The organism is Microbacterium sp. ET2 (assembly GCF_030347395.1).
Lineage (GTDB): Bacteria > Actinomycetota > Actinomycetes > Actinomycetales > Microbacteriaceae > Microbacterium > Microbacterium albipurpureum.
In genome coordinates, this window is the sequence record NZ_CP128170.1 from 107,653 (window position 1) to 123,650 (window position 15,998).

General features: G+C 69.7%; 16 protein-coding genes and 1 pseudogene. 2 read left to right on the forward strand and 15 right to left on the reverse strand.

From position 1 onward, the window contains the following. Window positions 1-59: 59 nt before the first annotated feature. Window positions 60-1,020: pseudogene (locus tag QSU92_RS00505) on the reverse strand (tetratricopeptide repeat protein). Further along, entirely contained in the window at window positions 1,017-2,897 is a 1,881-nt protein-coding gene (locus QSU92_RS00510) for a DUF8094 domain-containing protein (protein WP_289264087.1), read from the reverse strand. The pseudogene QSU92_RS00505 and the gene QSU92_RS00510 overlap by 4 nt, the downstream one beginning before the upstream one ends. A 192-nt stretch (window positions 2,898-3,089) precedes the next feature. On the opposite strand from QSU92_RS00510, the gene QSU92_RS00515 reads away from it, so the two are divergent. After that, a complete protein-coding gene (locus QSU92_RS00515) occupies window positions 3,090-4,163 on the forward strand; it encodes an AI-2E family transporter (protein ID WP_289264088.1) in 1,074 nt (357 codons plus the stop codon). A 12-nt stretch (window positions 4,164-4,175) separates the two neighbouring features. On the opposite strand, the gene QSU92_RS00520 is transcribed toward QSU92_RS00515, so the two are convergent. The 9 genes from QSU92_RS00520 to rpsB form a co-directional block, all read right to left on the reverse strand. Continuing rightward, window positions 4,176-4,904, reverse strand: coding sequence for an alpha/beta hydrolase (locus tag QSU92_RS00520; RefSeq protein WP_289264090.1), 729 nt, complete (start codon window positions 4,902-4,904; stop codon window positions 4,176-4,178). Continuing rightward, window positions 4,904-5,188, reverse strand: a complete 285-nt coding sequence (locus QSU92_RS00525; protein ID WP_289264092.1) for a hypothetical protein — start codon at window positions 5,186-5,188, stop codon at window positions 4,904-4,906. The genes QSU92_RS00520 and QSU92_RS00525 overlap by 1 nt, the downstream gene beginning before the upstream one ends. Window positions 5,189-5,192: 4 nt before the next feature. Then, window positions 5,193-6,002: an aggregation-promoting factor C-terminal-like domain-containing protein gene (locus QSU92_RS00530; RefSeq protein ID WP_422880403.1), complete on the reverse strand. Its 810-nt coding sequence runs from the start codon at window positions 6,000-6,002 to the stop codon at window positions 5,193-5,195. Between the two features lie 48 nt (window positions 6,003-6,050). After that, window positions 6,051-6,644: a DivIVA domain-containing protein gene (locus tag QSU92_RS00535; RefSeq protein WP_289264094.1), complete on the reverse strand. Its 594-nt coding sequence runs from the start codon at window positions 6,642-6,644 to the stop codon at window positions 6,051-6,053. After that, a complete protein-coding gene (locus QSU92_RS00540) occupies window positions 6,641-7,690 on the reverse strand; it encodes a phosphatidate cytidylyltransferase (RefSeq protein ID WP_289264096.1) in 1,050 nt (349 codons plus the stop codon). The genes QSU92_RS00535 and QSU92_RS00540 overlap by 4 nt, the downstream gene beginning before the upstream one ends. A gap of 7 nt (window positions 7,691-7,697) precedes the next feature. Further along, window positions 7,698-8,252: a ribosome recycling factor gene (frr, locus tag QSU92_RS00545; protein WP_289265973.1), complete on the reverse strand. Its 555-nt coding sequence runs from the start codon at window positions 8,250-8,252 to the stop codon at window positions 7,698-7,700. An 88-nt stretch (window positions 8,253-8,340) separates the two neighbouring features. Then, window positions 8,341-9,060: a UMP kinase gene (gene pyrH, locus QSU92_RS00550; protein ID WP_179560228.1), complete on the reverse strand. Its 720-nt coding sequence runs from the start codon at window positions 9,058-9,060 to the stop codon at window positions 8,341-8,343. Between the two features lie 86 nt (window positions 9,061-9,146). Continuing rightward, on the reverse strand, window positions 9,147-9,974 hold the full coding sequence (gene tsf, locus QSU92_RS00555; protein ID WP_289264100.1) for a translation elongation factor Ts: 828 nt from the start codon (window positions 9,972-9,974) through the stop codon (window positions 9,147-9,149). Between the two features lie 92 nt (window positions 9,975-10,066). Then, the gene (gene rpsB, locus QSU92_RS00560; RefSeq protein WP_289264102.1) at window positions 10,067-11,032 is read right to left on the reverse strand and encodes a 30S ribosomal protein S2; all 966 of its coding nucleotides are present in this window, start codon (window positions 11,030-11,032) and stop codon (window positions 10,067-10,069) included. A gap of 325 nt (window positions 11,033-11,357) precedes the next feature. Here rpsB and QSU92_RS00565 point away from each other — a divergent pair, with 325 nt between their 5' ends. Further along, on the forward strand, window positions 11,358-11,924 hold the full coding sequence (locus QSU92_RS00565) for a M23 family metallopeptidase (protein ID WP_289264104.1): 567 nt from the start codon (window positions 11,358-11,360) through the stop codon (window positions 11,922-11,924). A 12-nt stretch (window positions 11,925-11,936) separates the two neighbouring features. Here the strand turns inward: QSU92_RS00565 and QSU92_RS00570 are convergent, their stop codons facing one another. The 4 genes from QSU92_RS00570 to QSU92_RS00585 are packed head-to-tail and all read right to left on the reverse strand — an operon-like array spanning window position 11,937 to window position 15,975. Next, window positions 11,937-12,848, reverse strand: a complete 912-nt coding sequence (locus QSU92_RS00570) for a tyrosine recombinase XerC (protein WP_289264106.1) — start codon at window positions 12,846-12,848, stop codon at window positions 11,937-11,939. A gap of 54 nt (window positions 12,849-12,902) precedes the next feature. After that, entirely contained in the window at window positions 12,903-14,093 is a 1,191-nt protein-coding gene (gene dprA / locus QSU92_RS00575; RefSeq protein WP_289264109.1) for a DNA-processing protein DprA, read from the reverse strand. Beyond that, complete coding sequence (locus QSU92_RS00580) at window positions 14,090-15,616, reverse strand: YifB family Mg chelatase-like AAA ATPase (RefSeq protein WP_289264111.1); 1,527 nt, start codon at window positions 15,614-15,616, stop codon at window positions 14,090-14,092. Before QSU92_RS00580 ends, dprA begins: the two co-directional genes overlap by 4 nt. Further along, the gene (locus tag QSU92_RS00585) at window positions 15,613-15,975 is read right to left on the reverse strand and encodes a YraN family protein (RefSeq protein WP_289264113.1); all 363 of its coding nucleotides are present in this window, start codon (window positions 15,973-15,975) and stop codon (window positions 15,613-15,615) included. Before QSU92_RS00585 ends, QSU92_RS00580 begins: the two co-directional genes overlap by 4 nt. Window positions 15,976-15,998: the final 23 nt, after the last annotated feature.

Genomic DNA, 15,998 nt, shown 5'->3' on the forward strand with positions numbered 1-15,998 from the left:
TCCGTCATGTCGATCGCGTCGCTTACGTCAGAGGACCCTCGCCGTGCAAGAGCGCCGCCTCAGAAGAGCAGGGACGCGAGGCGCCCGCGCGCGCGGATGACGCGGGGGTCGGCGTCACCGATCACGCCGAACAGTTCGAGCAGACGCTCGCGCACCGGTGCGCGCTCATCGTCGGGGAGGACCGCGAAAAGGTCCAGGAGACGCGCGAAGGCATCGTCGACGTGGCCGCCGGCGACATCCAGGTCAGCCACGGCGAACTGGGCGTCGAGATCTTGCGGAGCCTGCGGCAGCGGCGTCGCGGGCGGCCACGAGGTCGACACCCTGCACACGCTGAAGAAGGCGCACCTGGCCCAGCGCAGCGCGCGCATCGGCGTCGCGCGGGTTCTCGGCCAGAGCGCGCTCGTAGGCGCTGACCGCCGTGGCGTAGTCGCCCGCCTCGATCGCGGCAGCCGCTTCGGCGTGAAGCGGTGGAACCTCCGGCTCGGCCGGCCCGTCGGGATCGGCGACGTCCGCATCCGCCGCAACGGTTCCGGTGACACCGTTCTGGGCGGCCAGCTGCAAGAACTGGGCGAAGACCTCGCGCACCTGCTGCTCGGGGACCGCGCCGGTGAACAACGGCACCGGCTGACCGGCGACGACCCCCACGACCATCGGGATCGACTGCGCCCGGAACGCCTGCGCCAACTGCGGATTGGCGTCGACGTCGACTTTGGCGAGCACGATCCGACCATCCAGCTCCGTGACGACGCGCTCCAGCGCGGGACTCAGCTGCTTGCAGGGACCGCACCACTCGGCCCAGAGGTCCACGACGACGGGAACCGTGCGTGACAGCTCCAGCACCTGGCCGAACGTCGCGTCCGTGACGTCCATCACGAGAGACGCCACGCGCCCCGCCGGGGATGGCGCGACGCCGTCACCGGTCGGCCCGGCTGAACCGGCGGGCGGCGCAGCGGGACGGTTTCGAAGAGAGGACAGGTCGACGGCGCCCCGCAGGGTCGCACCAGGAGAGACGTCGGTCACGGAATCACCTTCGCGTTGAGGATGTCGGATGCGTATCCGAGCAGGCGGATCTTCTCCGTGGATCCCTGGCCGGGCACGTAGAAGAAGAGCTGATCGGTGTAGGTCGTTGTGAAACCCGTCGACGACTGCTCGGCTCCGGAGAGCGTGCGCACCGTGGGATTGTTCTCGAGCTTGATCACCGCGTCGGGATTGGTGGGCTTGACGGTGTCGATCTCGTCGATGTTCACCGCGACGATCGCACCGCTCTCGAGCGTCGCGAGAGCCAGCGGGTCGTACGCGCCGGGCGCGGCCTGGAAGGTCAGCTCGCCCGTGGACGCGCCGGTCTGGTTGAACTCGTCCAGGCGCTTCTGCCGGTCCCCGGCCACGCTCACGCGGAACTGGTCGCTCGCGACGTCGAAGAGGTCGTAGTACTCGCTCTCCTCGCCGCTGTTCAAGATGTCGGCGTAAGCCTCAGCGAGCTGCGCGGGAGGCAGCAGGAGGAAGGGAGAATCCGGTGCAGGCTGGACGGCGCCGATGTAGGCCGGCGCCACGACCGGAAGCTCCGTGGCCGCTTCGAGGCTCGCCAGATACGTCAGCCGGTACGGCGACCACTGGTCCTGCTGCGTGAGCATCATGATGCTGGAGGTGTTGGAGTCGGTGTCATCGACGACCCCCACGATCGAACGCGGCCATTCGTCGTACGCCTGGGGCAGCACGAGTGTCAGCGGCTCTGCCGGCAGTGCGGCGGGAGCGGGATAGTCGCTGATCGCCGCGCGCAGCGCGTAGTTGGTCGCACGCGCGGCGAGCACGGCGCCGTCCAGCCGCGTGGCGGCCAGCGCTTCATCCGCCGCCTCGTCGGCGGACGCGACAGTCTCGGCGACCCGTGTCCAGATGCGATCCGCCTGGGCTTCGGTGACCGCCGGCGCCTGCTGGCCCTCGGGAACGATGACCGACGCGGACGGCGAGGGCGTCGGCGAAGGGGCGAACTGCGGCCATGCCTCGGACGAGCATCCGGCGAACAGGAGCGCGGACACCGCGACGGCCGGGATGACGACGAGGCGGCGGCGGCCCGCGGCGAGGGCGCGCCGACCGCTCGCACTGATCACGCCTTTGCTCCTGCCTTCGACGGCGAGGTCGATCGGCTCGGTGACCGGGACGGGGAGACCCTTGCGGCGAGGGCCGCGCGAACGTCGGAGATGACGGATCGCGAGGATGTAGAGGAACACGCCTACGGCCATGATGAGACCGCCGGCGACGATGAGCGGCCCGGCCCACGGGGTGGCGTTGGCGATCGGCCACGACACCGTGATGTCGGCCGGTGCAGGCTCGACACCGTCCGCCGCGACGAGCACACTCATGTCCTCCGGCAGCTGCAGCGGGGCGATGAGCACATCCTCCTGCTGGAACTCATCCAGCCACAGATCCGAGCCCACCGGGCTGCGGACGTCGTCCGTGCTCCCCTCATCGCCGGTGGTGGCTTCGTCGGCGGGCACCTCGGATTCCGTGCCTTCGACGGGTGCGGACTCCTCGGGCGTCGGCGTCGCGTCCTCCCCGGTCTCCTCCGAGACGGCGAGACTCGGGGTGATCTCCTCTGCGTCGAGAGCCCCCTCCGGGTCGACCGTCACCCGGGTGTAAGCCGTGTCCGAGAGCCAGGCCTCGAGATCAGCGGTCCGACCGTACGCCGCGAAGATGGTTCCCTCACCCTGTGCGCGAAGGGTCTGAGCTCCCGGGCGGCTGTTCAGCACGTCGCCCTCGACCAGCACGTAGGGCGTGTCCTCCTCGAGGGAGACGGCGGCGGTCTCGGTGTCCGGCCCCTGGAAGACCGTGCGCTGGGCGATTCCCGCGCCGATCATCAGGGCGGCCAGGACGAAGGCCGCGACAGCCCACACGAAACGCACGAATGCCTCACCTCTCCTCGCTCCGATACCGCTCCAGGACGCGGTGGAGCGCAAAACTCGACGTTCCAGACTACCGAAGGGCGCCTGGATGTCGCCCGGGAGCGCGTGATGCCGGGAGTGACGACCGCCTATCAGTATCCTGACAAGGCCGGACGTCGATGCGCCGGTTCAGCCGAGAGAGGGCGCGCACCGATGAAGATCCACAATCCGTTCCGCGTGGCGCTCGTCGCCACTCTCGGGGTGGGTCTGGGACTCCTGCTCATCGCGAGCATTCAGACTCTCTCGACGATCCTGCTGTACGTCGGCACGGCGCTGTTCCTGTCCCTCGGCCTCGACCCGATCATCTCGTGGCTCGAGCGCCGCGGGCTCCCCCGCTGGGCGGCCGTGCTCATCACCATCCTCGGAGTGCTCGGCATCTTCGCGGGGATCATCCTCATGGTGGTGCCGATCATCGTCGCCCAGGTGGCGCAGCTGATCGCGGCCATCCAAGACCTGTTCTCAACCATGACCTGGGAAGAGTTCATCGGCGGAGTCCTCACCTGGGCGCAGGACGCGTTCCCGGGGATCCGAGTGGACGAGGTGTGGAACTACATCGAGGACTGGTACACCTCGCTCGACCTCGGGTCCATCGGCAGCACGATCGGCGAGGGCGTCCTCGGGACCGTGGGCGCCGTGGTCGCCGGGTTCGGCGGCGCGTTCATCGTCCTCATCCTGACCATCTACTTCACCGCATCCACCCCGAACCTCAAGAGGGCCGTCTACCAGCTGGTGCCGGCCTCGAAGCGCCCCCGCTTCATCGACCTGGCCGAGCAGATCACCGCCTCCGTGGGGTTCTACGTCATCGGTCAGCTGAGCCTCGGCGTGACCAACGGCATTCTGAGCTTCATCTTCCTGTCGATCATCCAGGCCCCCTTCCCCGCCGTCCTCGCGGTCATCGCCTTCTTCTTCTCGCTGATCCCGCTCGTGGGCACCCTCACCGGATCGACCATCATCGTGCTCACGTGCCTGATCCCCGGGCTCGGGTCCCCGACGACGGCGCTCGTCGCGGCGATCTACTACCTCATCTACATGCAGATCGAGGCGTACGTCGTCGCCCCGCGCATCATGAACCGTGCGGTGTCGATCCCCGGGGCTGTCGTGGTCATCGCGGCGCTCGCCGGAGGCTCGCTCCTGGGCCTTCTCGGCGCCCTTGTCGCAATCCCGGTCGCCGCCAGCATCCTCATCATCTATCGACAGGTGATCATCCCGCGACAGAACGAGCTGTGACCGGCGTTCCGATCAGGCAGGGTCGGCGAGAGGGCCGTCCCATTCCACGGGCAACGGCAGCGCGTCGGGGTTGACCACGGCCACGATCTCGGTGAGGACGCGACGCGTCTGGTTCTCGCCGACCCAGAGGTGCTTCCCGCCCTCCACGTCGATGAGGGTCGCGTGAGGGATCGTGGCGAACCGCTCGCGGGCAGCATCCGGACGCAGATAGTCGTCGAGCTCGGGGATGAGCGCGATGACCGGCCGCAGATCTCCGGCCCAGCCCGCGAGGTCATCCTCGGTCGCACGATGCAACGGCGGCGAGAGGAGGATGATGCCTTCGACCTCGTGGTCGCGTCCGTACTTCAGTGCCAGCTCGGTGCCGAAGGACCATCCCATGAGCCAGGGCCGAGGCAGCCCGCGTTCCCGGACGAAGTCCATCGCCGCGGCGACGTCGAAAGCCTCGGTGCGACCACCGTCGAAACTCCCCTCGCTCGTGCCGCGAGCAGAGCTGGTCCCCCGGGTGTTGAACCTCAGCACAGCGAGGTCGGCCAGCGCGGGCAGGCGTCCGGCGGCTTTTCGCAGGATATGCGAATCCATGAACCCGCCCGCCGTCGGGAGGGGATGAAGCGTCACGAGCGTTGCCACCGGCGCCGCGCCCTCCGGGACCGCCAGCTCTCCGACCAGGGTCAGGCCGTCCACGGTGCGAAGCTCGATGTCCTCCCGGCGCGCAGGGAGCAGGACGGGTCCGCGAATCTCCATCAGCCGATCCTCCAGCAATGCGTGTGCCAATGGCGACGGTCGGCAAGGGCGGCAGCATCGCCGAGGATGCCGTCGGCGCGCCACACTACGACGTGAGCAGTCGCCGGCGGGATTTCCTGCGAGCACCCCGGACAGATGTACGACTTCGCAGCCTGCCCCGCCGATACCGGCTGGACGGTCCACGTCGCGCCGCGGCGCTCCTCGGTGCGCTTCCAGCCGGCGAGCAGCCGTTCGAAGGAGTCGTCGCGGGCAGGATCCGGGCGACGACGATGCGAGCGCGGCATCAGGTCAGTACCACCCGGTACGGGTCGAGTGATCCCACGCCCCGCACGGCGTGCCGTAGCGCCCCGCGATGTAGCCCAGTCCCCAGGTGATCTGCGTCGCGGGGTTGGTCTCCCAGTCGGCGCCGGCGGAGGCCATCTTGTTGCCGGGGAGGGACTGGGGAATCCCGTACGCACCGCTGGAGGCGTTGTACGCGTTCACGCGCCATCCGGATTCCTTGTTCCACAGAGCGACCAGGCAGCTGAACTGGTCATCGCCCCACCCGCGCGCCCTGACCACGTCGTACGCGATCGCCTGGGCGCTCCCCGGATCGGGCGTGACGAACGGTGGCACCCAGCCGCCCGAACCCGAGGAGGACGACGACGCGGTCGACCGCGCCGTCGTGGGGGTCGGCGTCGGTGTGGGTGTCGGCGTCGGGGTGACGTAGACGGTGTAACCGCTGCGATCGAGTGACGAGGCTTCGGCGCCGGTGCGGGCCTCCGCGGTCACCGACTGCACGTCGCCGAGGGTGCTGGCGTACAACGAGATGGGCGGCACCTCCTCGGCGCTCGCGCTGGACAGTGCCGCCCCGGTGGGACCGATCCAGGCGGCAGCGAACGCCACAGCGGCGAAGGCGGCGAATGTCGCCGAGGTGCTCCGTCGCCGAGACCACCGCGCGGCCGGAGGCGGCGGACTGCGTCGAGCCATTCCGCGCCGGGCGGGTGCCCGTTCGACAGCGGCGACGTCGCGCCGTCGGGTCGGTACGACGGCAGGCGTCGGTCCGGCATCCTCGTTCGGTGCCGGCGTGTCGTGCGCAACGGGGCCTTCGGGAGTCACAGTGCCGCCGAGTCTACCGACGTCCCGCCACGAGCGTCGAGAGGGGCGTCACGACACCGCGAGCATGACTTCGACGACGGCGTCGAGCACGGCGTCGACCTGCTGCTCACGGTACCCGCCGCGCTGCATGCGGAAGGCCACCGCGCGCACCTGCTCGACCGTCACCGTCTGGCCGGATTCCAGATAGCGGCAGATGCGGTCGGCCACCAGGTCCACCTCATCGACCCGGTAGCCGAAGCGGAGGACGCTGACGCGGTCGAAGCGCCGGCCCTCCGGGCGCGACAGCCGATCCAGGACCTCCTGAGCAAGATCACGGGTACGCCCCACCCACCCGGCGGCGCCGAGCCGGCCGACTTCGGCCTCGCGTTCACGGGCGGCGAAGGCGTCCTCGATCCGGCCGAGGGCCGAATCGACGGCGTCGATGACGTAGCCGCCGCGCATGAGGGCGAACGCGGCGTGGCGAACGTCCCACGAGGTCACGGGATCGGCCGCCCGTCCTTCGAAGGACTCGCGGGCGCGCACGAGGAATTCGTCCACCGCGTCGCGGTCGTAGCCCTTCTCGCGGCCGGGCGCGATCGGGAAGGCCGTCCGGGAGTGCGGGTCGTCCGAAGCAGCCGTGTCTGATGGTCGAAGATCGGTCATGAGACTCCCAGGGGCGAGAGCAGGTAGTAGAGCGCGAGCGCCGCCGTCGTGGAGGGGAGGATCGAGTCGAGGCGGTCGAGGACGCCTCCGTGACCGGGGAGCCACGAGCTCATGTCCTTGATCCCGAGATCGCGTTTGATCATCGATTCGCCGAGGTCTCCGGCCGTGGCAGTGCCGAGGATCACCAGTCCGATGATGACCCCCGTCCAGACCGGCAGACCGAGCATCAACGGAGCGAGCAGGAGACCGGCGATGACCGCGGCTGCGGCGGCCCCCGCGAACCCCTCCCACGTCTTCTTCGGACTGACGCGGGGCGCCATCGGGTGACGGCCGCCCCGTCCGAGGGTGAGTCCCGACACGTAGGCGCCGGTGTCGGAGACGACCGCCACGATGATGAAAGCCAGAACCCACCACTGGCCGCCGTCCTGGGCGAGGAGGGCGACGCAGAGACTGGCGAAGAAGGGGACGTAGAGCTGGACGAGGGCGGCGATCAGGACGTCGCCGAGGACGAGCGCGTGCGGTCTTGCGTCATCGGCGAAGAGCTGCGCCACCAGCCGCCACACCACCACGAGGGCGACCGCGGCGAACGCGCCGATCCAGTGCAGCCAGGGCTGCAGGAAGAAGCCGGCGAGAACCAGGAGCGTTCCCGCGAGGAGCTGGGCGACGACATTGACGCGGCGTCCCGACGCGCGCAGCGCGCGGCTGAACTCGAAGGTGCCGAGGGTGCTGGCGGCCAGCGCGAAAAGGACGAACAGCTCTTTGAAGAAGATGAGGGATGCCAGGACCACGACGCCGATCGCGAGACCGATGAGGATCGCCAGGATGAGGTTGCGTCCCGTGCGCTGCGTGATCCGGGCGTTGGCCTCCTCGAACTCGGCGCGCGCATGGGCGAGCTGTGTCTCCAGTTCGCTTCGGGCGGCGCGCACGTGCGTCTGGAATCCGGGTTCTCCGGTGTCGGGACCCCGCCGGGCCGCAGCGGCCTCGCGACGGGTCGCGGGAGCCGCCGGGGCGTCGCTGCCCCGCTCCCCGCCCGCGGTGTCTGTCATGACCGGCTCACACTTCGAGCAGCTCAGCCTCTTTGCGCTTGAGCGCGTCATCGATGGCGTCGACGTGCGTGCGCGTCAGAGCGTCGAGCTCCTTCTCACCGCGGGAGATCTCATCCTCACCGACCTCGCTCTTGAGCGAGTCGAGGTCGTCCTTGGCCTTGCGGCGGATCCCGCGGACATGCACCTTGGCATCCTCGCCCTTGGCCCGGACGATCTTGACGAACTCCTTACGTCGCTCCTGGGTGAGCTCGGGCAGCGTGACACGAACGATGTTGCCGTCGTTGGTGGGATTGGCTCCGAGGTTCGGGGTGTCGCGGATCGCCTGCTCGATGGCCTTCAGCGCCGACTTGTCGTACGGCGTGACGACGAGGGTGCGTGCTTCGGGGTTGTTCAGCGAGGCGAGCTGGGCCAGCGGCGTGGGGGAACCGTAATAGTCGACCATGATCTTCTGGAACAGCTGGGGGTTGGCGCGGCCCGTGCGCACGGTCGCGAAGTCCTCCTTCGCGGCGTCGACCGCACGATCCATGCGGGAAGCGGCATCTGCCAGTACGTCGGCGATCACAGGAACTCCATTCTCCGAACTCATGAGAAGTCTAGTGCGCGACCCCGGACGGCCCGGGCAGCGCACCGTGGTGGTGGGCAGGTCGAAGTCAGACAGTCACCAGGGTGCCGATGGAATCGCCCAGAAGGGCACGGGTGACGTTGCCCTCCGGCTCCATGCCGAACACGCGCATGTCCATCCCGTTGTCCATGCACAGGCTGAAGGCGGTCGAGTCGACGACCTTCAGACCGCGCTGGAGCGCGTCGATGTAGGTGATGCGATCGATGCGGGTCGCGGTGGCGTCCTTCCGCGGGTCGGCGGTGTAGACGCCGTCGACGCCGTTCTTGGCGACCAGCACCTCCACCGCGCCGATCTCGAGGGCGCGCTGGGCAGCGACGGTGTCTGTGGAGAAGTAGGGCAGACCTGCTCCGGCGCCGAAGATGACGACCCGGCCCTTCTCCATGTGACGCTCGGCGCGGCGCGGGATGTAGGGCTCCGCGACCTGCGTCATCGAGATCGCCGACTGGACGCGCGTGGCGGCGCCGGCCTGCTCCAGGAAGTCCTGCAGTGCGAGCGCGTTCATCACGGTGCCGAGCATGCCCATATAGTCGGCCCGACCTCGGTCCATCCCCCGCTGACTCAGCTCGGCCCCGCGGAAGAAGTTGCCGCCGCCGACGACGACGGCGATCTCGACCCGATCGACCGCGGCGGCGATCTCGCGGGCGATCTGGCTGACGATATCGGGATTGACCCCGAGCTGTCCTCCTCCGAACGCCTCCCCGGACAGCTTCAGCAGAACACGACGGCGGTGGCTCGTCTCATCGATCACGGATCATCCTCTCGTCCAACGCAGACTATCGAAGCGTGAGAAAGGGCCCGCATCGACGTGGGGTCGATGCGGGCCCTGCAACGGTCTCAGGCTCCGACCTTGAACCGGGCGAACCCGGTGAGGGTCAGACCTGCGTCCTTCGCGACCTGGGCGACCGACATCTTGTTGTCGCGGGCGTAGTCCTGGTCCAGGAGCGAGACCTGCTTGAAGAAGGCGTTCACGCGTCCCTCGACGATCTTGGGGAGCGCCGCCTCGGGCTTGCCCTCGTTGCGCGAGATCTCCGTGACGATCTGACGCTCCTTCTCGACGTCCTCCTCGGGCACCTCATCGCGTGACAGGTACGAGGGATTGGCGAAGGAGATGTGCTGTGCGAGGCTGCGTGCCGTCTCGGCGTCGTCACCCGAGTAGGCCAGGACCACACCGACCTGCGGGGGCAGGTCCTTACTGGTCTTGTGCAGGTAGACCTCGAAGTTGTCGCCGGCGAGCGTGCGCACGCGACGCAGCTCGACCTTCTCGCCGATGATCGCGGCTTCGTCCGAGATGAGCTCGGCGACCGTCTGCGAGCCCGCGGGCGCCGCGAGCGCCGCGTCGACGGAGTCGGCGCCGGTGGCGGCCGCGGCCTCGACGACCTTCTCGGCCAGAGCGACGAAGCGGTCGTTCTTGGCGACGAAGTCGGTCTCGCAGGCGAGCTCGATCATGGTGACCTTGCCGTCCTGCTCGCGGGCCGCGACGAGGCCCTCGCTCGTGGAGCGGTCGGCACGCTTGGCGTTGCCCTTCGCGCCCTTCAGACGCAGGATCTCTACGGCCTTCTCGACATCGCCGTCGGCCTCTTCGAGGGCCTTCTTCGTGTCGACCATTCCGGTGCCGAGCTGCTCGCGAAGAGCCTTGATGTCGGCGATGGTGAAGTTTGCCATGGGTGGCGGCTCCTTATGTGACGGGTGCTGTCGTGTGCATGCGGGTTCCTCCGGGGTGCGGAATGTCCACCTCACCCCGGAGGAACGACGGCCTACTTCTCGGTGGCCTCGTCGGCGACGGCCTCGGGGGCGTCAGCGGCCTCCGCGCCCGGCTCGGGGGTCTCGGCGGCCTCCGCGCCCGGCTCGGGCGTCTCGGCGGTCTCGACGGCGACGACCTCCTCCGCGGCGGCTGCTCCGGCTTCGTCGGCGGCGGTCTCTGTCGCAGCGACCGAGACGTCGGCGGCGCCCGTGACCGTCGAGCCCTGCTCGAGGAGCTCGCGCTCCCACTCGGCGAGCGGCTCGGCGGCCTCGTCGGCGTCTGCGGGCTGGTGGCGCTGGATCAGGCCCTCGGCAGCGGCGTCGGCGATGATCCGCGTCAACAGCGACACCGAGCGGATGGCGTCGTCGTTGCCGGGGATGGGGTACTGGAACTCGTCAGGGTCGGCGTTGGTGTCGAGGATGCCGATGATCGGGATGCCGAGCTTCGTGGCCTCATCGACGGCGAGGTGCTCGCGCTTGGCGTCCACGACCCAGATCGCCGAAGGCGTCTTGGACATGTTGCGGATACCGCCGAGCGACTTGTGCAGCTTGTCGAGCTCGCGCTTCTTCAGCAGCAGTTCCTTCTTGGTGAAGCCGCTCTCCGCCGGGTTGTCGTAGTCGAGCTCTTCGAGTTCCTTCATGCGCGCCAGGCGCTTGGACACCGTCTGGAAGTTGGTGAGGAGTCCACCGAGCCAGCGCTGGTTGACGTAGGGCTGGCCGACGCGGGTCGCCTGCTCGGCGATGACTTCCTGGGCCTGCTTCTTCGTCCCGACGAACAGGACGGTCCCACCGTGTGCGACGGTCTCCTTGACGAACTCGTACGCCTTGTCGATGTACGACAGCGACTGCTGGAGGTCGATGATGTGGATGCCACTGCGCTCCGTGAGGATGAAGCGCTTGACCTTCGGATTCCACCGACGGGTCTGGTGTCCGAAGTGAACGCCGCTGTCGAGCAGCTGGCGGATGGTGACGACGGCCATGGCCGTTCTCCTTCTCTGGCGCAGTCGCGCCGTTTCGGTTTTCCTCCCGGTCGATCGACCGGTGATGCCTGGTACCCGACCGCCTTCCGCTCGCACGCGACGATGTCGGGTGGAGACCGTGGGAAGGATGCCGCGCACCGCGGGACCGGAGTCGTCGCGGCGCGCTGAGGGCACGCGTAGTCACCCCGAGGTCGGGGTGCGAAGGAGAGTCTATCAGCGTCGTGGTGCCCGCGTCCTCTCCTCCCCACGCGCGGGCACGTGTCACGACTCCACAGATCCGTTCGCGCCCGGCCCTTCGCGTGGCTGGGTGAGCGACCCTTGCCCCATGTCCTCGCGTGCGCCGTCACACCGACAGCACCGGACTGGTCGGCCAGCAGGATTCCGGCTGGCTGTCGTCCTCGGTTCCGCCCTCGCGGTCGCAGGCCTCAGTCCTGCCGGCGCGGCGGTTCCCGACGACGATGTGTCGATTCCCCTGGTGGAGACCTGGGGATGGCCGCTCATCCCGTTCCGACTCGTCAGTCCCTATATCGCGCCCGCGCACGAGTACGCACCGGGCCATCGAGGGATCGACATCGCCCCGGTCGGGTCCCCCGCATCGGCGGATGTCGTCGCGCCTGCCGACGGGGTGATCGCCTTCACCGGACAGGTGGCCGGGCGTCCTGTGGTCACGATCGACCATGGGAAGGGGTTCGTCTCCACGTTGGAACCCGCCGCCGGCGTCGTCCCGCCGGGAACGGCGGTCGAACGCGGGGATGTCGTCGCCGCCCTGGCGGAGGGCGGTCACAGTGCGCCGGGCACCCTCCACTTCGGTGTGCGGTGGGACGGCGCCTACATCAACCCGATGCTGCTCCTCGGAGGTGTGCCGCGCGCGGTCCTCCTCCCGTGCTGCTGAGGATGCGGCGGATCAGGCCCGGGGATGCGCCAGACGGTAGGACGCGGTGAGACGTTCGTGCGAGACGTGGGTGTAGATCTGCGTCGTGCCGAGGCTCTCGTGACCGAGGATCTCCTGGACGCTGCGCAGGTCGGCACCACCGTCGAGGAGGTGGGTGGCGGCGCTGTGCCGCAGGGCGTGGGGGCCGACGGGTCTTCCGACGAGGGGGCCGACCGTCCGGGCGACGAGGTCGTACACGGCGCGCGGGCCGAGCCGTCCGCCGCGCGCCCCGAGAAAGAGCGCCGCCTGTGCACCGGCTCTATCCTCGAGTCGCGCGAGGAGTGCGGGCCGCGCCCGCACGAGCCACGCGTCCAGGGCCGCGGCGGCGGGCCCGCCGAACGGGACGACGCGCTCCTTGGCTCCTTTGCCCCACACCCGCAGGGTGCGCCGATCGCGATCGACGTCGTCGCTGTCGAGACCGCAGAGTTCTGAGACTCGGATGCCGGCCCCGTAGAGGAGCTCGAGAATCGCGTGGTCGCGCAGCGCGAGAGGGTCTCCGGTCTCCGATGCTGCGGCTCCCAGCTCGGCGAGCACCTCGGCGAGTGCGACAGCGGGGGCGACCGTCGGCAGAGTTCGTCCGCGTTTCGGGGTGAGCAGACGCGAGGCGGGGTCGGTCGGCAGGTCGCCGTCGGCCACCGCCCAGGCGAACAGTCCCCGCGCCGACGCAGCCCGCCGTGCCAGGGTCGCGCGGGAGGCCCCGCTCTGCTGAACGTGCCAGAGCCACTCGCGCAGATCCTCGCGAGTGATCTCGCCGATCTCGGGGTCGTCCAGGATGTGGGTGAGGTCGCGCAGATCGCTGCGGTACGCGCGGACCGTCGCCGGGGACAGCCGCCGGACGTCGCGCAGGTGCGCCAGGTGACGTTCGATGACCGCGGAGAGCCGCATCACCCCAGAATGCCCGATGCGCTCCGAGCGCAGCGACGCCGCGCGGCGGAGCGCTCATCGCTTCCAGGAAGCGACCCGGCGCCATCCGCTCCTGCCGCGCTCCACGCCTCCGGAGAGAGCGAGGATCCCGAGCTCCGCTTCGACCTCCGCCGGTGCCAGGCCGCAGGACCGTGCGATCTGGGTGAGGTCCCTCTCCGCTCGGACGCTGAGTGCATCCATGACGCGCGTGGTCCGGTCGGTGCGGTTTCCGTTCACCGCCGGGAGGAGCGTCCCGTCCTCCCAGCCGAGGAGCTCGCGGACATCGTCCGCGGAGGTGATGCAGCGCGCGTCGTAGTCCCGCATGAGCCGATGACACCCCGCCGAGGCGGTGCTGGTGATCGGCCCGGGCACCGCGCCGAGTGGCCTCCCCAGGGACGCGGCATGACCGGCTGTGTTGAGCGAGCCGCTTCGCCACCCCGCCTCGACGACGACGGTCGCATCGGAGATCGCCGCGATCAGCCGGTTCCGCTGGAGGAACCGCCACTTCGTCGGCGCCGCACCGCACGGGGCTTCGCTGATGACCGCACCCGAGGTGGCGATCCGATCGATCAGCTGGCTGTGACCGGCGGGATAAGGACGGTCAGCGCCGCCGGCGAGGAAAGCCAGGGTGGTGCCGCCGACGGAGAGCGCAGCTCGGTGGGCGGCGCCGTCGATGCCGTACGCCGCGCCGGACACCACCGTTGTTCCGGAACCGGCGAGGTCTGCGGCGAGCTCTCCGGCGACGTGCTCGCCGTAGCCGGTTGCCGCGCGCGCCCCGACCAACGCGACCGCACCGCCCGCCGGTCTCAGCAGCTCGTCGCTTCCGCGCACCCAGAGCACGACGGGCCGATGCGATCCGAGGTCGTCCACGGGCGCGGGCCACGACGGGTCCCCCGGGACGATGAGATGCACGCCGGCGCGGGCTGCAGCAGCGCACGCCTCAGCGATGCCCTCCGGCCGCCACCGCGGCATCCAGCGCTCCCGGCCCCGATCCACGTCCGCCGAAAGGTGCGCGGGGGCGGGGAGCCCGCGCACCGCGATCTCGAGCGCCTGAGCGGCGCCGCACTCCGCGATGAGGGCACCGGCGGGCCCGTCACCGGGTTCGGTGAGAAGGTTCCACGCCACCCGCGCCCACGTGTCGAGCACGTCGGGGCCGGACCTACCCGCTCCGCGGGCGCCCGCCAGGGCACGTCTGGCGGTGTCGGAGGACACCGGCCACGAGCTCACGCGGTCACCCCCTTCTTCAGGAACAGAGCGCGTCCGATGTCCTCGACGCTCAGTTGGGGGCGACCGCCGAGGTCGGCCAGCGACCAGGCGACCCTGAGGACGCGGTCGTAGCCGCGCAGGGTCAGCGCGCCACGATGGAGCGCGGCATCGAGGGGTCGGCGGATGATCGGGGATGGTGCGGCCGGTCCCCGCCGAAGCCAGCTCCCCGAGACGTCGGCATTCGTTCGCCACGGGGTGTCGCGGAGGCGATGCGCAGCGCGTCCGCGCGCTTCCTGCACCTGAGCGTGTGCGGCGGCGGTCGTGGTGCCCCCGACATCGCCCTGTCCGGGAGCGACCGAAACCCGACGCATGGACAGTTCGATGTCGATCCGGTCCAGCAGCGGGCCGGAGAGCCGTCCGAGATAGCGACGGATGGCGACGGGCGGACAGACACACGCCCCGCCGGGCACGGCGAACTGTCCGCAAGGACACGGGTTGGTCGCCGCAACGAGCTGGAAGCGCGCCGGAAACTCCGCCACCGCCCCGGCCCGGTGGATGGTGATGCGCCCGCTCTCCAGGGGCTGGCGCAATGCGTCCAGCGCGTGCGCGGGAAACTCCCCCGCCTCATCGAGGAACAGGATGCCGGTTGCTGCGCGGGCGATCGCGCCCGGCCGGATGATCCGGGATCCCCCGCCGACCAGCGCAGCCACGCTCGCGCTGTGGTGAGGGGCTTCGAAGGGCGGGGTACGTCGAAGGGCGGAGACGACTTCGCCGCCGAGCGACCGGACGGATGCCGCCAGGAGAGCAGCCTCCTCGTCGAGAGGAGGCAGGATGCCGGGAAGACGCCGCGCCAGCATCGTCTTGCCCGCCCCCGGAGGACCGCTCATGAGGATGTGATGACCCCCGGCGGCGGCGACGATGAGGGCGCTCACCGCTTCGCGTTGGCCTACCACGTCTGCCAGTTCGAGAGCTTCCCCCGCCCTCTCCTCGGGGCGCTCGGTCGCAACCGCGGGCTGCTCGGGTACCGCGACGGATGCGCCGTGGAAGGCGACCACCTCAGCGATGTTGACGGCGCCGAGCACTTTCATCCCGGTCACCAGCTGCGCCTCCTCGCGGTTGGCATGAGGCACCACTGCGCGGCGGATGCCCTTTCGGGCGGCGGCGAGAACGGCGGGCAGGACGCCCGGGACCGGACGGAGGCGTCCGTCCAACCCGAGTTCGCCGATGTGCACCGTGGCGTCGAGCGATTTGCGCGACAGCGGAAGCTCGGTCGCGATCGCTGCGACCGCGATCGCGACGTCGAATCCGGACCCGTTCTTGGGCAGGCTCGCGGGCGACAGGTTGACGGTGAGCTTGCGTCGCGGCAGCGTCAGCCCATTGTTCGCGCAGGCGTTGTGGACCCGCTGAACGGCCTCTCCGAGCGATTTGTCGGGCAAGCCGATGATCCGGAAGTCGGGAGTCTGCTGCGAGAGGTCGGCCTCGACCTCGACGAGGGCCCCGTCCAGTCCCGTGAGAGCGACGGCCCGGGTGCGGACCACGGTCATCGCAGATCCCGCAGGTGCTCGATCGTCGCCGTTCGAGGATCGGGTCCGAGGACCGACACGGCGTCGAGTCTGAGGCGGCGCCCCTGGGCCTGTTCGGGGTGGGCCGCGATCCACGCCATCGCCAGGCGCCACAGCCGCAGGCGCTTGCGAGCGTCGACCGCTTCGAGGGGATGACCGAAGTCCTCGCCGCGCCGGGTCTTGACCTCGACCACGACGAGGTCAAGACCATCCTCGGCGACGACATCGATCTCTCCCGCGGCACACCGCCAGTTGCGCGCGATCACGCGCCATCCCTGCTCCTGGAGATATGCCGCTGCGCGCTCTTCGCCGGCTCTGCCGACCTCGTCCTTGACTGCCATGCTCCGATCGTGATCGGTCATGG